Origin of the sequence: Rhizobium sp. C104 (assembly GCF_022354505.1) — a bacterium.
Lineage (GTDB): Bacteria > Pseudomonadota > Alphaproteobacteria > Rhizobiales > Rhizobiaceae > Rhizobium > Rhizobium redzepovicii.
The window spans coordinates 1,729,270-1,742,806 of sequence record NZ_CP092348.1 but is presented as its reverse complement, the minus strand read 5'-3'; the positions used below and the strand labels follow the sequence as shown (position 1 = coordinate 1,742,806).

Annotated in this window: 16 protein-coding genes; 8 read left to right on the top strand and 8 right to left on the bottom strand. The window is 60.1% G+C overall.

What is annotated here, in order from left to right; all coding sequences use genetic code 11:
• Nucleotides 1-158 precede the first annotated feature (158 nt).
• Complete coding sequence (locus MF410_RS09775; RefSeq protein ID WP_097625232.1) at nucleotides 159-731, top strand: TetR/AcrR family transcriptional regulator; 573 nt, start codon at nucleotides 159-161, stop codon at nucleotides 729-731.
• Nucleotides 732-784: 53 nt separating this feature from the next.
• On the opposite strand, the gene MF410_RS09770 is transcribed toward MF410_RS09775, so the two are convergent.
• Nucleotides 785-1,399 carry an FMN-dependent NADH-azoreductase gene (locus MF410_RS09770; RefSeq protein ID WP_097625233.1) on the bottom strand — a complete coding sequence of 205 codons (615 nt, stop codon included), beginning with the start codon at nucleotides 1,397-1,399 and terminating at the stop codon, nucleotides 785-787.
• A 137-nt stretch (nucleotides 1,400-1,536) separates the two neighbouring features.
• Between MF410_RS09770 and MF410_RS09765 the strand changes: the two genes are divergently transcribed.
• Nucleotides 1,537-2,505, top strand: coding sequence for a LysR family transcriptional regulator (locus tag MF410_RS09765; RefSeq protein ID WP_239620418.1), 969 nt, complete (start codon nucleotides 1,537-1,539; stop codon nucleotides 2,503-2,505).
• A 37-nt stretch (nucleotides 2,506-2,542) separates the two neighbouring features.
• On the opposite strand, the gene MF410_RS09760 is transcribed toward MF410_RS09765, so the two are convergent.
• The 4 genes from MF410_RS09760 to MF410_RS09745 form a co-directional block, all read right to left on the bottom strand.
• Nucleotides 2,543-4,531: a bifunctional 2',3'-cyclic-nucleotide 2'-phosphodiesterase/3'-nucleotidase gene (locus MF410_RS09760; protein ID WP_097625234.1), complete on the bottom strand. Its 1,989-nt coding sequence runs from the start codon at nucleotides 4,529-4,531 to the stop codon at nucleotides 2,543-2,545.
• A 289-nt stretch (nucleotides 4,532-4,820) separates the two neighbouring features.
• On the bottom strand, nucleotides 4,821-5,228 hold the full coding sequence (locus tag MF410_RS09755) for a PilZ domain-containing protein (protein WP_097625235.1): 408 nt from the start codon (nucleotides 5,226-5,228) through the stop codon (nucleotides 4,821-4,823).
• Nucleotides 5,229-5,313: 85 nt separating this feature from the next.
• The gene (locus MF410_RS09750) at nucleotides 5,314-6,195 is read right to left on the bottom strand and encodes a DMT family transporter (protein ID WP_097625236.1); all 882 of its coding nucleotides are present in this window, start codon (nucleotides 6,193-6,195) and stop codon (nucleotides 5,314-5,316) included.
• 62 nt (nucleotides 6,196-6,257) lie between these two features.
• On the bottom strand, nucleotides 6,258-6,719 hold the full coding sequence (locus tag MF410_RS09745; RefSeq protein WP_003587050.1) for an Lrp/AsnC family transcriptional regulator: 462 nt from the start codon (nucleotides 6,717-6,719) through the stop codon (nucleotides 6,258-6,260).
• Nucleotides 6,720-6,874: 155 nt separating this feature from the next.
• Here MF410_RS09745 and ald point away from each other — a divergent pair, with 155 nt between their 5' ends.
• The 5 genes from ald (at nucleotide 6,875) to MF410_RS09720 (ending at nucleotide 11,118) form a co-directional block, all read left to right on the top strand.
• Nucleotides 6,875-7,993 (top strand): alanine dehydrogenase, encoded by a 1,119-nt coding sequence (ald, locus tag MF410_RS09740; protein ID WP_097625237.1) that lies wholly within the window; start codon nucleotides 6,875-6,877, stop codon nucleotides 7,991-7,993.
• A gap of 227 nt (nucleotides 7,994-8,220) precedes the next feature.
• Entirely contained in the window at nucleotides 8,221-9,150 is a 930-nt protein-coding gene (locus MF410_RS09735; protein WP_097625238.1) for a helix-turn-helix domain-containing protein, read from the top strand.
• A gap of 256 nt (nucleotides 9,151-9,406) precedes the next feature.
• The gene (locus MF410_RS09730) at nucleotides 9,407-10,156 is read left to right on the top strand and encodes an SDR family oxidoreductase (protein ID WP_097625239.1); all 750 of its coding nucleotides are present in this window, start codon (nucleotides 9,407-9,409) and stop codon (nucleotides 10,154-10,156) included.
• A gap of 118 nt (nucleotides 10,157-10,274) precedes the next feature.
• Complete coding sequence (locus tag MF410_RS09725; RefSeq protein WP_239620416.1) at nucleotides 10,275-10,772, top strand: flavin reductase family protein; 498 nt, start codon at nucleotides 10,275-10,277, stop codon at nucleotides 10,770-10,772.
• A 61-nt stretch (nucleotides 10,773-10,833) separates the two neighbouring features.
• On the top strand, nucleotides 10,834-11,118 hold the full coding sequence (locus MF410_RS09720) for a DUF1330 domain-containing protein (protein WP_027684966.1): 285 nt from the start codon (nucleotides 10,834-10,836) through the stop codon (nucleotides 11,116-11,118).
• A gap of 125 nt (nucleotides 11,119-11,243) precedes the next feature.
• Here MF410_RS09720 and MF410_RS09715 read toward each other — a convergent pair whose 3' ends face one another.
• The gene (locus MF410_RS09715) at nucleotides 11,244-11,747 is read right to left on the bottom strand and encodes a DUF1203 domain-containing protein (protein ID WP_097625240.1); all 504 of its coding nucleotides are present in this window, start codon (nucleotides 11,745-11,747) and stop codon (nucleotides 11,244-11,246) included.
• Nucleotides 11,748-11,855: 108 nt separating this feature from the next.
• Here MF410_RS09715 and MF410_RS09710 point away from each other — a divergent pair, with 108 nt between their 5' ends.
• Complete coding sequence (locus tag MF410_RS09710) at nucleotides 11,856-12,062, top strand: hypothetical protein (protein WP_343228872.1); 207 nt, start codon at nucleotides 11,856-11,858, stop codon at nucleotides 12,060-12,062.
• A 30-nt stretch (nucleotides 12,063-12,092) separates the two neighbouring features.
• Here MF410_RS09710 and MF410_RS09705 read toward each other — a convergent pair whose 3' ends face one another.
• Both MF410_RS09705 and sseA read right to left on the bottom strand, forming a co-directional pair.
• Nucleotides 12,093-12,653 carry a GNAT family N-acetyltransferase gene (locus MF410_RS09705; RefSeq protein WP_131711709.1) on the bottom strand — a complete coding sequence of 187 codons (561 nt, stop codon included), beginning with the start codon at nucleotides 12,651-12,653 and terminating at the stop codon, nucleotides 12,093-12,095.
• A gap of 5 nt (nucleotides 12,654-12,658) precedes the next feature.
• Nucleotides 12,659-13,528: a 3-mercaptopyruvate sulfurtransferase gene (sseA, locus tag MF410_RS09700; RefSeq protein ID WP_097625242.1), complete on the bottom strand. Its 870-nt coding sequence runs from the start codon at nucleotides 13,526-13,528 to the stop codon at nucleotides 12,659-12,661.
• Between the last annotated feature and the right edge of the window lie 9 nt (nucleotides 13,529-13,537).

The window sequence follows — 13,537 nt, the reverse complement described above, 5'->3', positions numbered from 1 at the left end:
TTCATGCTCCTCTTGGAAATGGCAACGATCTGGATTATGATCGTTATCTACAAGGATTATGATTGTAATCTACATGAGTCAAGCAGCATGATGCCGAAAAGTATAAGCGGTTTTCGACCGACATCATGCTCGTTCGAAATTGATACGGGAGAATTCGGATGGGTCGTTCGCAGCTGGAAAAACAGAAGACGCACGAAAAGATCGTGGAGACTGCGTCGAGGCGGCTGCGAGAGGAGGGGCTGGAAGGTGTCGGCGTCGCCGACCTGATGAAGGAGGCCGGATTGACCGTTGGCGGCTTCTACAAGCACTTCGCCTCCCGCGACGATCTTGTCGCCGAGGCGATCCAGTCGGCTTTCGATTCATGGGGACGCAAGCTGGAGGCCGACGGGATAGACCCGGCGAAGATGACGGCCGCCGATGTTGCCGACCGCTATCTGAGCGCCTATCATCGCGACAATCCCGGCGAGGGCTGCCCCTTCGCCGCCCTGACCTCCGATATCTCCCGTGGCGACGACAAGGCGCGGGGGATTGCGACGGAACGGCTCCGGCTTAATTTCGAGGCTTTGGCGAGCAAGGCGTCGGGAGCCGACGCGGAAAGACGGCGCAAGGCGGTCATCGCCTTCGCGATGATGGCCGGCGGCGTCGGCCTTGCCAGGATTTCCTCCGATGAGGCTCTGTCGGCCGAAATTCTCGAGACGGTCCGGGATTTTGTCGCTGCTATCGACAAATGACAAACGGCCGGCGAATGCCGGCCGCTGCACTATGGTAAGCGTTGAAGAGCCGATTAAGCGGCCAGCGCGATTTCCTGGACGCGCGTCTTGGCAGCGTCGATGGCCTTTTCGGCAGCTTCAGGACCGAAGGCGAGGCCTTCGACGTAGATGGTCTCGATGTCGGTGATGCCGAGGAAGCCGAGAACCGACTTCAGATACGGCACGGCGTGGTTCAAGGGGGCAGCCGGTCCCTGCGAGTAGACGCCGCCCGAGGTAAGCACCACGTAAACCTTCTTACCGGTGAGCAGGCCGACCGGGCCGCTTTCCGTGTACTTGAACGTCAGGCCGGCACGGGCGACGTTGTCGATCCAGGTCTTCAGCGAGGAGTAGATGTTGAAGTTGATGAGGCCGGTGCTGATGACGATCGTGTCGGCGGCAAAGAGTTCGTTGACGAGTTCGTCAGACGTCTTGACGGCGGCGACTTCCTCGGCAGTGCGGGCCTCGGCCGGCTTGCGGATCGCGCCGGTGAAGAGGTCGTCGATATGCGGCAGCGGGCTGGCGGCAAGGTCGCGGCGAACGAGGACGCTGCCTGGATTCTGGTTCTTCAGCTTCTCGGCGAGTTCAACGGCGATCGGCGTCGAGAGCGATTCGGCACGCGGGCTGGACGTCAGAAGAAGGATGGACGACATGGTGCATTTCCTTTCGAATTGGATTTGTCGGCCCGTTTTGGGAGGTGAGCCGCAGTCTCGAAGCGGAAAATAGGTCTGGCTTGCTATCGAAAAAACGGTGATAATGTCGATCGAAACTATCGATGGAATGGATGGATATGCTTCCGAACCCGACCCTGGACCAATTGCAGGTGTTTTTGACCGTTGCCGAGACCGGCAGCTTCTCGGCTGCGTCGCGGGCGCTGAACCGGGCTCAGTCGGTCGTCAGCTATACGATCGCCAATCTCGAGGCGCAGCTTGAAGTGCCGCTTTTCGAGCGCTCCGGCGCCCGCCAGCCAAAGCTGACGGAGGCGGGCAGGGCGATGCTGGAGGATGCGCGCCGTATCCTCGGCGACCTGCAGGTCATGCGGGCGCGCGTCAAGAGCCTGAAGGAAGGGCTCGAAGCGGAGGTTTCCGTTGCCATTAGCGTCATGGTGCCCTCAAAGGCCGTGGTTGATGTGCTCCACGAATTCCGCGAGATGTTCCCATCGGTTTCGCTGAACCTCAACGTCGGCGAGCTCGGAATGGTCATGGATCTGGTCATGGGCGGCAAGGCGACGATCGGCATCGGCGGAGCAGTTCTGAAGCAGGACGATTCGGTCGTCACCGAACGGATCGGTCACTCCTTCATGATGCCTGTCGCCGCGCCTAACCACCCGCTTGCCGGGCTCGACCGGCCGCTGACGCTCGGCGACGTGCGCGATGAGGTGCAGCTCGTCGTCACCGATGCGTCGGGCCTGACGAAGGGGCGCGATTTCAACGTTTTGTCCTACAAAACATGGCGCGTCAGCGATATTTCGACGAAGCATCAGCTGATCAAGGCCGGCCTTGGCTGGGGCGGACTTCCGGCATCGCTCATCCATGACGATCTCCTGAGCGGCGTGCTCATCCATCTCGATCTCGATGCCTACGAACAGGGGGAGTATCCCATCTATTCGATGCGCCGGCTCGCCAACCCGCCCGGACCTGCCGCCACCTGGATGATCGACGCGTTCCGCACCCGGCTTACCCATTGCCCGAGCCAGGCGGATTTCCACGCCCAGATCGCGGAACTGCGTGACCCCGCAATCCCGCTCGCGGCCGAATAGGGAAGGCGCAGCCGACGCGCCTTCGTATTTCTTTTGGTTAGAGAACCAGCCTGAACTTCGAGAAGCCGTCCGCACCGTCGCCGGCATCCTCGATCTTGACGCTCTTGACCGCAGCGAGGAACTGCTTTGCCTTCGGGCCGCTCTCGAAGGTTGCCGTCGTGCCCGGCAGCGGCTTGAAGGTCCAGTTCGCATCGGCCGACGGATTGATCGTGCCCTGGTCGTGGACATAGCGGACAATGACATCGCGGTTGGTGTCCGGCGCCTGGAAGATCACCTTATCAGTGGCGATCTCCGGGAAACTGCCGCCGCCGCCGGCGCGGTAGTTGTTGGTGACGACGACGAATTTCTGGGCGGGATCGATCGGCTTGCCGTCGAAGGCGAGGTTCTGGATGCGGTTGGCATCCGGATTGATCGCCTTGCCGGAGGAATCATATTTCGGCGGCTGCGACAGGTCGATCTGGTAGGTCACGCCGTCGATGACGTCGAAATTATAGGACGGGAAATCGTTGTTGAGCAGCGGCGCATCCTTCGCGCCGGCGTCGATGTGATTGAACATGCCGGCCGACATTTCCAGCCAGTTTTTCACCTGGGCGCCGGTGATGGCAACGGCCTGCACCGTATTCGGGTAGAGATAGAGGTCGGCGACATTCTTGATGGCGATATCGCCGGCCGGGACGTCGGTATAGTAATCGGCGCCGCCACGGCCGCCGGCCTTGAAGGGGGCCGCCGCCGAAAGCACCGGCAGATCCTTGTACTTGGTATCGGCCAGCATCTGCTTGATGTACCAGGTCTGGGCCTGGCTGACGACCTGCACGGAGGGATCGTCGGCGACGAGCGCGAAGTAGGAGTAGAGCGGTGCCGACGTCTTGCCGACGGGGGTGCGGACATAGGCAAGGGTGGCCTCGTGTTCGGCCTTGGCGGCTTCGACCACGTCCTTCTTGTCGGCGTAATCGGCAACCACCTTCTTCTTGTCGTCGCGATGATAGATCGGCCGTGCTTCCGAGGTGAAATCAACGATCTTCCAGCTGTTGCCGTCCTTTTCGAGGAGCAGGTCAATAAGGCCGAGATGCGAGCCCCAGAATCCTGCCATCACGGCAGGTTTGCCATGCAGCGTGCCCTTGACCGGATCGGCATTGGCGATGCCGTCCCAGCTCTTCGGCCCGGGGAAGACGAGATGCTGATGGCCGGTGAAGATGGCGTCGATCCCCTCGACGGCGGCGAGATGCAGCGAGGCGTTTTCCATCTTTTCGGACGGCGCGGCTCCGTCGATGCCGGAATGGGAAAGCGCGATGACGATATCGGCGCCGGCTTCCTTCATGGCCGGAACCCAGGCCTTGGCGGCCTCGACGATATCACGCGTCTGCGCCTTGCCTTCGAGGTTCTTGATGTCCCAGAGCATGATCTGCGGCGGCACGAAGCCGATGAAGCCGATCTTGACCGGGCTCTCATTGCCGGCGCCGTCTTTGATCTGTTTTTCCACGATCATGTAGGGCTTGAAGAACAGATCGTCCTGCTTCGGGTCCGAGGCGAGCTGGCCTTTGGTCAGATTGGCGCAGACGAAGGGAAAGTTCGCGCCTGACAGCACTTTGAACATGAAGTCGAGCCCGTAATTGAACTCGTGATTGCCGAGCGTTCCTACCGTGTAGCCGAGCGTGTTCATCGCCTTGATCACGGGATGGACGTCGCCGTCCTTCATGCCGTGCTGATAGGCCATGTAATCGCCCATCGGATTGCCCTGCAGCACGTCGCCATTATCGATCAGCAGCGAGTTGACGGCCTCGGCGCGGATCTTGTCGATGATCGTGCCGGTGCGGGAAAGCCCCATCGTGTCGTTCGGCTTGTCGGCATAATAATCATAGGGAAAGACGTTGACGTGAATATCCGTCGTTTCCATCAGCCGGAGATGCGCCTGGTTGGCGCTGGCTCGCGCGCTGAAGGGATGCAGCAGCACCAGGGCGGAGGTGGCGGCAAGGCCGCCAAGCAGGGAACGGCGGCTCATCACGCCGACATCGAAAATGGAAGACATCGAAACTCTCCTTGAAGGATCATGCATCGTCCGGCCCGTCAGAATTAGGACGATTTGGCGAGGAGTACACTGCAAAAATGACAGGACGGCAAAACAATGAGTAGCAAGGGCGATGTGGTTTTGAAATGCAATTTATGGTGCAGACGGGGCCGACGGGGACAGGATCAATTATAGGCTCAGCGCCTGACTGCCGCAGCCAACTGCCGCAGCCAGGGCGCGGTCAATCTGGACGTCAACGTCGGCCGCTGCGACTGGACGATCTCAGCCGGATCTTCGGCGCGAAGGCGGTTCAGCGTAACGGTTTCGGCGTCGACGTTGCCAAGTGAGGTGGGCGGTCGGCGTTGGTCGCGGCTCTAAGCTGACGCACCGCCAGGACCGGCCGAATTTCCTTATGGAAAAAGCGGAAATAGGAGGAGACCTGTGCCCGCGCATTCGAATTCACGTCGAACTGGATGCCGACACGGCCGTTGTGCTTCCAGCGGATGATGCCTTCGAGCAGACCGAGGTTTTCAGCTTCGATGCGCACCTTGCTGCCGGAGGCTGCATGGAGCGGCGTCTTCGTCTCCAGGGCAGCGCCGGTCACCGACAGATTGAGAATGCGGGCATCCACTTCACTGTTCAGATGTTTGACGCTGCCGAAGACCCGGCAGTTTTGCCGGTCGGCTTTTCGCGCCGTGATTTTCAAGTTGCGGGTCATACGGTCTCCCTTGGATACGTCAGGGGAGCATAGCGCCCGAAAATTGAAATGGTTTTAGTGGCTTGGCTAAAATTGCAATGAAACTTCAGTTGGCCATGGCGGCTCTGCGCCCCACGACATGTTCGCGCCAGACGGTGAAGATGCCGGCGGCAACGACGACGATCGAGCCGATAATCGTGTTGAGGCTGAGCGTTTCGTCATAGATCGTCACGCCGATGATCGAGGCGTAGACCAGTGACAGATACGTCAGCGGCTGGACGGCAGCGGCATCGAGAAGATCATAGGCGCGGATCAGGAAATAGTGGCTGGAAATGCTGGTCATGCAGACGAGCGCCATCCAGCCCCAGTCTCCGGGCGACATCCAGCTCCAGTAGAACGGGCCGATGATGGTCATGGTGATGCCGCCGATGACGCCGGTATAGAAGAAGCTGGTCATCGCCGAATCGTCGCGGCTGACGAGACGGGTCGCGATGACATAGAAGGCGAAGTTGAAGCAGGAAGTGATAGCCAGAAGCAGTTTCACATCGAAAAACTCGCCTTCCGGCTTCAGGATCAGCAGCACCCCGAAAAGTCCGGCGCCGATCGCCACCCACCGCCGCCAGCCGACCCGCTCGCCAAGGATCGGCATTGACAGCAGCGCGATGAGGATCGGCGTCGCTGAGAAGATCGCTTGTGAACGGGCAAGGCCGATTATGGCAAAACAAGTGATGGCCAGAACCACCTGGACCGCAAGCAGCACGCCGCGCACCACCTGAAGAAGCGGGCGTTTGGTGTGGGCCGTTGCCTTGAGGCCGCCGCGCATCTTCGAAGCGAGGATGATCGTGAACAGCGCAAAGGCCCAGTAGCGGATCATCGTCACGAAGATCGGCGGGTAAGCAGACGCCAGATGTTTCGAGATGGCGTCCTGGAGAGAGAAGATGGTAATCGCCAGCAGAGCGAAAATATAACCGTGGGTCTTCGATGTCATGACATGCCGTTGAGCGGGAAACACCGAGAGTCTGGTCAGGCTTTCAGCGAAGATGCAAGGTCTCAAAGCCCGACATTCGGCCTGTCGATGATTTCTCTGAGTGCAAAGCTCGAATTGATTTTGACCACATGGGGAAGGGCCGACAGCCAGTCGCGATGGATGCGCTCATAATCCTCGAGATCGCGGGCGGCGACCCTGAGGATATAATCATATTCGCCCGACATCAGGTAGCAGACGAGCACGTTGGGGCAGAGCTTCACCGCCGCCTCGAATTCCGCCAGGGTCTTGGCGAACTGGCCGGAGAGCGAGATATGCACGATGGCGATCATCTTATAGTCGAGCGCCTTATGCGAAAGCCGCGCGTGATAGCCGCCGATGACGCCGCTTCTCTCCAGAATGTCGAGCCGGCGCGAACAGGCCGAAGGCGACAGTCCGATCTTTTCGGCAAGCTCGGCGTTGGTGATGCGTGCATTGGCCTGCAGCACCTTAAGAATCGCAAGATCGATGGTATCGAGATCGGCCATTCGAAGAACTTTCGAAAAATAACGATGACAACGCAATAATCTCCGAAAAATCGCGTTTCGGCAAATCGTCTTTGCAAGGACATTTCATCGCCTTGGTGGTTGGATTCATCATCCGAGGAGATCCGCGGTTGCGGGATGACAGGAGAGGAACGCCAATGCGTGTCGGTTGCCCGAAGGAAATCAAGAATCATGAATATCGCGTCGGCCTGACGCCGGCTTCGGTGCGCGAATACGTCGCCCATGGCCACGAGGTCTGGGTGGAAACCAAGGCGGGCGCCGGGATCGGCGCCGATGACGCCGCCTATGCCGCGGCTGGCGCGAAGATTGCCGCCTCCGCCAAGGATATCTTCGAAAAATGCGACATGATCGTCAAGGTGAAGGAGCCGCAACCCTCAGAATGGGCGCAGCTGCGCGACGGTCAGCTTCTCTATACCTATCTGCATCTGGCGCCCGATCCTGAACAGACCAAGGGTCTGATCGCCTCCGGCGTCACCGCAATCGCCTATGAAACGGTTACCGACGAGCGCGGCGGCCTGCCGCTGCTGGCACCGATGTCGGAGGTCGCCGGTCGCCTGTCGATCCAGGCGGGCGCGACCGCCCTGCAGAAAGCCAATGGCGGCCTCGGCGTCCTGCTCGGCGGCGTGCCGGGCGTGCTGCCGGGCAAGGTCGCGGTTATCGGAGGCGGCGTCGTCGGTCTGCATGCCGCCAGGATGGCCGCCGGCCTCGGCGCCGATGTCAGCATCCTCGACAGGTCGCTGCCGCGCCTTCGCCAGCTCGACGACATCTTCTCAGGCCGCGTTCACACCCGTTATTCCAGCATCCAGGCATTGGAGGAGGAGGTCTTCTCGGCCGATCTCATCATCGGCGCCGTGCTGATCCCCGGTGCGGCTGCGCCGAAGCTCGTCACTCGCGAGATGCTGTCCGGCATGAAGAAAGGCTCCGTCATTGTTGACGTCGCCATCGACCAGGGCGGCTGCTTCGAGACCTCACATGCAACCACCCATTCCGACCCGACCTATGAGGTCGATGGCGTGGTGCATTATTGCGTCGCCAACATGCCGGGTGCTGTTCCCGTCACCTCGGCGCATGCGCTGAACAATGCCACGCTCGTCCACGGCCTGGCGCTTGCCGATCGCGGCCTGCGTGCCGTCGCCGAAGACAAGCATCTGAGGAACGGCCTCAACGTCCACAAGGGCCGCATCACCAACAAGCCGGTCGCCGACGCACTTGGCTACGAAGCCTTTGCGCCGGAGAGCGTGCTGAACGTAGCGTAAGCTAGCTGACTCTAGGTGACGACTTACTGCGCTATTTTCGGCCGGCAGGGCGGTATCCGAAGGGATGCCGCCTTCTTTGTATGACGGCGCACCTGTAATCGAACCGCGACCGTTGGCGGCGTTGGGGCTATGCTTTTCCTCGTCACGCAGCGCGACGAGTTGTGTCCCGCCCGATCAGTTGCCATCGTATCATGCCGATGGGCAGTCGCCATCCAAACGGAGCAGCAATGACGGTTGATAGTCGAGAGCAAACATCGCCGGTTCCGCTTCGAACATCACCTATCGGCCTCGAAACATATATTGCCGGCAGGACACTTGTCAGCGGGGATGGACCAGCCTGGACTGATATATTCGTGCAGGTGTTTTCCCGCCTGAAGGTGCAACATCCCTTTCTTGTCCCAGCGGTCGCCGAGCCTCTCGTTGTTTGGGTGATCTCAGGTCAGGCATGTGTCGAGGAACGCGATCTGGGCGGGGAGTGGGAGGCCAATACAGTCAGAGTCGGGGACTTTTTTCTGACGCGGTCGCCTACGCCATACGAAATGCGCTGGCACGCCGAGGGAGACGAACCTTTCCAGGTAATGCATCTCTATCTCTCCGTTCCGTTGTTTGACCGGGTGGCGGAAGGGGTTCTCGGCAAGGCTGCCAGCGCCATGCGCCTGCGCGACATATCGGGTGGCCGCGACCAACATCTCTCCAGCATGCTGGAACTGATCCATGCTGAACTGACGGCAGAAGGGCAGGGAAGTCGGCTCTTCGTGCAGGGATTGGCGCAGACGCTCGCTGTTCACCTTATCCGACAATATGCAACATTCGACGCAGAGGCACGGCCGTCAAATGCCCTCCCGGGCGCCAAGCTACGGCGGGCGATCGCATTCATGGAAGCCAACCTTGAAGAGCCGTTTGATCTCGCACGTCTGGCGCAAACGGCCGGCATGAGCGCTTTTCACTTCAGCCGCCTCTTCAAGAAGGCCACCGGCCTCTCTCCATCCCATTATTTCATTCGCCAACGCATAGCCAAAGCCCAGCAACTTCTGCAGGAAACCAGCACCAGCATCATCGAGATCGGCATGTCCGTGGGGTATTCGAGCCCTAGCCATTTTGCTCAGATTTTCCGCCGGGAGGCTGGCGTCTCCCCCAGCGACTACCGTCGCAGCTAAAGCGCGTCGCGATCTTTTTCAGATTCGCTCATTGCGCTTTAGGTCTCAGTTTCTACGCATGTCGTTGTCGCAAAACCGCTGCACACTTTTGTGCGACATGCTTTAGCATTTCAGCTTGGTCCTTGCGGATTTGAGCAAGATCCCGACAGGTCTCGCAAGGTCCCGAGAGAGGGATCGATCACTCCTCTTTATGTTCCTCCTTGTCGAACATGACCGTCCTTTCGGTTGGAAGGGCGCCTAGTCAAGGAGATAAACCATGACGAATATCAATGGAAAAATCGCGCTGGTCACCGGCGCCTCGAGCGGCATCGGTGCCGCTACCGCGTTGAAGCTCGCCGAGGCCGGCGCAAAGGTCGGTATCGCCGCCCGTCGCACCGACAAACTTGAAGGCCTCCAAAAGGAGATCGCTTCTGGGGGCGGTGAAGCCCTCGTCATCGAAATGGACGTGGTCGATCCAGCCTCCGTCGAAGCCGGCGTCAAAAAGCTGGTGGGTGCCTATGGTTCGATCGACATTCTCGTCAACAATGCTGGCCTGATGCCGCTTTCGGATGTGGATCAGTTCAAAGTCGACGAATGGCACCGGATGGTCGACGTCAATGTGAAAGGCCTGCTGAACACCACTGCTGCAGTTCTGCCGCAGATGATCAATCAACATTCGGGCCACATCTTCAACATGTCGTCGATTGCTGGCCGCAAGGTCTTCAAAGGCCTGTCGGTTTATTGCGCCACCAAACATGCGGTGGCCGCGTTCTCCGATGGCCTGCGCATGGAAGTGGGCCAGAAGCACAACATTCGGGTGACTTGCATCCAGCCAGGCGCCGTGGCGACCGAGCTGTATGATCACATCACGGAGCCTGGCTATATCAAGCAGATGGACGACCTTGCCAAGCAGATGACGTTCCTGCAGGGCGCAGATATCGGCGACACCATCGTCTTCGCGGCGCAGGCGCCTGCCCATGTGAATGTCGCGGAACTCTTCGTTCTGCCGGTCGAACAGGGCTGGTAACCACACCAGAAGGTCTTTCAGCTTCCCCGCATACATGCGGGGAAGAGACTCGCGAAGGAGCCGGACGATGAATGAGATTTCCGCTTCCCAGACCTATCGCCTGCTCTAACCCGGTCCGATCGTTCTTGTGACGACGAGCCTTGAGGGAACGCCCAATGTGATGACGATGGGTTTTCACATGATGATCCAGCATGCACCGCCGCTGATCGGTTGCGTCATCGGCCCTTGGGACTTCAGCCACCAGACCTTGAAAAAGACCGGCGAATGCGTGATCGCGATTCCAGCCGTCGATCTTGCCGAAACCGTGGTGGACATCGGTAATTGCTCCGGTGACACGGTGGACAAGTTCGAGCGGTTCAGCCTGAGGACTCGTCCAGCAAAGGATGTCGCGGCGCCGTTGCTGGTGGACTGCCTTGCCAATATCGAATGCCGTGTTGCCGATCCGAGCTTCGTCGAGCGATACAATCTCTTCATCCTCGAAGCAAAGAGGATCCGGATTGACGAGAGCCGCAAGGAACGACGGACCATGCATCATCGCGGTGACGGCAGCTTCACCGTGGATGGCAGCACACTCGATCTCCGGAAGCGCATGGTCAAGTGGCGGCACTTGCCATAAAGCGCGCCGCTGCACGCAAAAAAACATCCCTAAACTTCACATTGATTGAAAGGATATGAACATGTCCGCCTATCTCGTTGTCGATCTCGATATCCACGACCCCGAAGCCATTGCCGATTACCGCTCCAAGGCCCTGCCTCTGGTGGCAAAGGCCGGCGGCCGCCTCATTGCGCTCGATGACGCGCCGCTCGAACTCGAAGGCTGGCAGGCGACGAATATGCTGATCATCGAGTTTCACGATATGGATGCCATCCGTGGTCTCTTTGCATCGCCCGAATATGCGCCGCTCGCACACCAACGGCAGGCGGCCGCAGGTTCGCGGATCATTGCCTTGCGTGGCGTTTAATAGGATTCGAGGGTGCGCGATCCCGACAGCATTCGTCAGGGGAAACAGAAACCGCCTCGGCGATCACGGCAGAAGGAGCGCGCGGGCGAGTTGACGACTTCCTGTTGCGCTTCGCCCTCCGCCTATCAGGCGCCGGTTTCCGCCAGGACCGGCGCCTTTACCTTATCGATCCGGCATTGGAAGCAGTTGTTGCGCGCGGAACGCACATGCACATAGGCGATATCAGATCGTCCCAGCAGCTCTTTGCCATAGGCCGGAATATCGCCGATCTCAGTCACCGCGCCGGTACCGTAGACGATGCGGTCGTTCTCGCTGTAGCCGCGGACGATGAAGTCACGGCTCGTCGTCAGCATCGGCGGCATGATCTCTTCGGCGGCATAACGTGCGCAAGGCTGCTTGTGCAGGAAGACAGGGCCGGTTTCGGCATAGGGCTGCAGCTCGGGGAAGGGCCGGTAGGCAAAGACCAGCAACGCCTGGCCCGCATCGATATTCTGAAGGCAATGGCGGCAGGGATGGCCGGGACCATCGGAGACGATCGTCTCGGGCAGCCTGTCATAGGCGTCGCGGCCGCCGTTCCAGAGGCGTTCGGCGTCGGTCGTCGGCATGGCAACAAAACGAATGGCGGTCATGGCAGATCTCCTTTGTGATCGCCATGAAATGCACCTGTACGAGCGGGCAAGCCACCCGATTCTTGCCTGCGTCTGCATAAGAGATCGCCGGAGAGTGAAAAGCGGAGTATCTTCTGGACGTACGTTGTCAGGCGAAAGGAGAAGGCCTTGGCCGACGTCGATCTGGCGCTGCTGGCGCAACAGAATGCAGAAATACTGGAAGAGCTGAGAGCCCTGCGGCGGGAAGTGGCGGAACTGAAGGAACAGTCGGGCCGCACGCTCGATTTCGAGCGCCGCAACGACCCGCGCCGCCCGAACAGCCTGACGCAGCGTTAACCAGTTCTGCCTACGTCAGGAAAGCATCCGTCAGCTTTTCCGCGCAAGCTCCAGAAGCTCCTTGTCGCTGAGCGGCCGGACGATGCCGGTACCGGTCGAAACGGGGGAGAAGCCGTACATCTGGTAGAGCTGCAGCGCACGCGGATGGTCGAGATTGTTGGTGGTGGTGGTGACCCGCTTCGGATTGAGCGACCAGATGGCATAGAGCGCCTGCAGCAGGAACCATTTGCCGATGCCGAGACCGAGCGCATGTTCGATCAGGCCGAAATGGCTGAGCTCGATCATATCCTCGTCTTCGCAGAAATATTCGTAGAAGCCGGCGGGTGCGCCGTTCACATAGAGAACGCTGATATTGTTGCGCTTGTCGTTCAGCGTCTCGGCAAGCTGCTCGTCGCTCATGCGCAACCGGTCCACCCATTGCCAACGCGCACCCACCTGCCGGTAGAGATAGCGGTAGAAGGGCAATGGGATCTCGGGAGCGCGCATGATCGCCGTCTGGATGTTGACGGGCACCGGCATGCTTGCCTTTGGCGGCGCCGTCATTTCGAGCCGGGTGATGTGAGCTTTCAGCGAAGCGGATGCCTTTCCCATGGCGATCAGACTTTGACCGGCGTCGGCGGACCGGTGACGATGGGCGTATCGTCACGGCTTCCCCATTCGCTCCACGAGCCGTCATAAAGCTTGTTGTCGTGATGGCCGAGCGATTCCAGCGCCAGCGTGATGATGGCGGCGGTGATTCCCGAGCCGCAGGACGTGACGACAGGCTTTGAAAGATCAATGCCGGCGTCCTCGATCGTCTGCCTGAGTTCGGGCAGCGACTTTAACCGGCCCTGGTTGGCGAAGACGCTGGATGGCAGGCTGCGAGCGCCGGGCATATGGCCGGAGCGCATGCCGGCACGCGGTTCGGGTTCGGCGGCTGCAAAGCGGCCGGCGCTGCGGGCATCGGCGATCTGCATCGCGCCGCTGGAGACGATGTCGCGCATCGTATCGAGCGTCACCACGCGGCTCTCGTCGAAATCGGGCGTGAAACGCGCCGACGAATAGCTGGGCAGGGTGGTTTCGAGCGGGCGGCCCTCGGCCTTCCAGCCGTCGAGACCGCCATCGAGCACGAAGACGTTCTTTGCGCCCATCACCCGGAACAGCCACCAGACGCGCGGCGAGGCGAACAGGCCGATGCCGTCATAGACGACGATGCGATCGTTCTCGCTGATGCCGAGCCGGCCGACTTCGGCGGCAAAATAATCGGCCGAGGGGATCGTGTGCGGCAGTGACGTCGAATGGTCGGCGATCTTGTCCTGGTCGAAGCGGATGGCGCCGGGAATATGGCCGGCCGCATATTCGGCATCGGCATCGCGTTTCTGCGCCGGCAGATAGAAGGAGGCGTCCACGACGCGCAGATCCGGCTTGCCGAGTTCGGCCTGCAGCCAGTCGGCCGATACGACGAAACGGCTTTTGGTCTCACTCATGATGCTCTC

Bases quoted from the DNA above. Each gene is read 5' to 3' on its own strand.
- MF410_RS09775 (WP_097625232.1), top strand. From the start codon at position 159: ATGGGTCGTTCGCAGCTGGAAAAACAGAAGACGCACGAAAAGATCGTG.
- MF410_RS09770 (WP_097625233.1), bottom strand. From the start codon at position 1,399: ATGTCGTCCATCCTTCTTCTGACGTCCAGCCCGCGTGCCGAATCGCTC.
- MF410_RS09765 (WP_239620418.1), top strand. From the start codon at position 1,537: ATGCTTCCGAACCCGACCCTGGACCAATTGCAGGTGTTTTTGACCGTT.
- MF410_RS09760 (WP_097625234.1), bottom strand. From the start codon at position 4,531: ATGTCTTCCATTTTCGATGTCGGCGTGATGAGCCGCCGTTCCCTGCTT.
- MF410_RS09755 (WP_097625235.1), bottom strand. From the start codon at position 5,228: ATGACCCGCAACTTGAAAATCACGGCGCGAAAAGCCGACCGGCAAAAC.
- MF410_RS09750 (WP_097625236.1), bottom strand. From the start codon at position 6,195: ATGACATCGAAGACCCACGGTTATATTTTCGCTCTGCTGGCGATTACC.
- MF410_RS09745 (WP_003587050.1), bottom strand. From the start codon at position 6,719: ATGGCCGATCTCGATACCATCGATCTTGCGATTCTTAAGGTGCTGCAG.
- ald (WP_097625237.1), top strand. From the start codon at position 6,875: ATGCGTGTCGGTTGCCCGAAGGAAATCAAGAATCATGAATATCGCGTC.
- MF410_RS09735 (WP_097625238.1), top strand. From the start codon at position 8,221: ATGACGGTTGATAGTCGAGAGCAAACATCGCCGGTTCCGCTTCGAACA.
- MF410_RS09730 (WP_097625239.1), top strand. From the start codon at position 9,407: ATGACGAATATCAATGGAAAAATCGCGCTGGTCACCGGCGCCTCGAGC.
- MF410_RS09720 (WP_027684966.1), top strand. From the start codon at position 10,834: ATGTCCGCCTATCTCGTTGTCGATCTCGATATCCACGACCCCGAAGCC.
- MF410_RS09715 (WP_097625240.1), bottom strand. From the start codon at position 11,747: ATGACCGCCATTCGTTTTGTTGCCATGCCGACGACCGACGCCGAACGC.
- MF410_RS09705 (WP_131711709.1), bottom strand. From the start codon at position 12,653: ATGGGAAAGGCATCCGCTTCGCTGAAAGCTCACATCACCCGGCTCGAA.
- sseA (WP_097625242.1), bottom strand. From the start codon at position 13,528: ATGAGTGAGACCAAAAGCCGTTTCGTCGTATCGGCCGACTGGCTGCAG.